General features: G+C 67.5%; 2 protein-coding genes. Both read left to right on the top strand.

Features of this window, described 5'->3' with window-relative positions; translation table 11 throughout:
• Positions 1–100 precede the first annotated feature (100 nt).
• Positions 101–565 carry a winged helix-turn-helix domain-containing protein gene (locus tag ABNF97_RS33935; RefSeq protein WP_349341068.1) on the top strand — a complete coding sequence of 155 codons (465 nt, stop codon included), beginning with the start codon at positions 101–103 and terminating at the stop codon, positions 563–565.
• Positions 544–1,149 carry a transposase gene (locus ABNF97_RS33930; protein ID WP_349341067.1) on the top strand — a complete coding sequence of 202 codons (606 nt, stop codon included), beginning with the start codon at positions 544–546 and terminating at the stop codon, positions 1,147–1,149. Before ABNF97_RS33935 ends, ABNF97_RS33930 begins: the two co-directional genes overlap by 22 nt.
• The last annotated feature ends 31 nt before the right edge of the window (positions 1,150–1,180 follow it).

The raw sequence follows: 1,180 nt of genomic DNA, 5'->3' as shown, positions 1-1,180 counted from the left end.
GCTACAGAGGTTGAAAGGCTGACGTCCCTCGACGTGTCCGCGTGATCCGCGTCGATGGTTTGGGTAGGTCGGGGTGATGAGGTATCCGGCTGGTGGTGGCATGAACGCGGCAGCCCGGGTCCGGCGTGAGAAGGTCCGGATCCAGGCCGCGACCATGTTCGAGGAGTCCAAACCGACGACGCAGATCGCTTCTGAGCTGCGGGTTTCCGAGAAGTCCGTCCGTGAGTGGCGACGTAGATGGGTAGCCGGCGGAACGAACGCCCTGGCGTCGGCCGGGCCGGGCGGCTCGGACTGCAAACTCTCCGCTGAGCAGCGCAAAGAACTCGCCCAGGTGCTCGATGAAGGTCCTCTGGTCCACGGCTGGGAGGACGCCCGGTGGACGCTGGCCCGTGTCGCCGAGGTCATCGAACGTCGTTTCGCGGTCGGCTACACCCTGCGCGGGGTGTCCTATCTACTGCACCGCATGGGCTACAGCCAGCAGGTCCCGACCCGCCGGGCGGTCGAACGTGACCCGGAGGCGATCGCGACCTGGCACGGTAGGCGGTGGCCGTCGGTAAGAGGTTAGCGGCGGCGCGGAACGCCTGGATCTGCTTCCAGGACGAGGCAGGTCAGGTTCTACGTCCGCCGGTGAGCAGGACCTGGGCCCGGCGCGGACACACGCCCGTCGTCGAGGTCTGCGGCAAGGGCTCCGGCCGGGTCTCCATCGCCGGCCTGGTCTGCCTCAAGCCCGGACAACGAGGCCGGCTGATGTGGCGCACCCGGCTGCACCGAGGCCGCACGGGCGAACGCGGCAGCTTCAGCGAGGACGACTACATCGCCTTCCTCGACCAGGCCCACCAACGCCTCCAGGCGCCGATCGTGCTGATCTGGGACAACCTCAACGTGCACGTCAGCCGCCGCATGCACGCCCTGATCGCCGCCCGGACCTGGCTGACCGTGATCCGCCTTCCGCCCTACGCGCCCGACCTCAACCCCACCGAGGGCGTCTGGCGCTGGATGAAACGCGGGCTCACCAACATCGCCGCCAACAGCGTCGACCACCTCGCCGGCATGGTCAGACAACGACTACGAGCCTGCCAGCAACAGACCCATCTCCTCGCCGGCTTCTTCGTCAACACCGGCATGACCCTCGACCCCGAACCACCGTGACGACCCGAACGTCAGCCTTTCAACCTCTGTA

The organism is Plantactinospora sp. B6F1 (assembly GCF_040120695.1).
Lineage (GTDB): Bacteria > Actinomycetota > Actinomycetes > Mycobacteriales > Micromonosporaceae > Plantactinospora.
The sequence above is the reverse complement of the archived record's forward strand: the minus strand, read 5'-3'. Positions and strand labels throughout refer to the sequence as shown.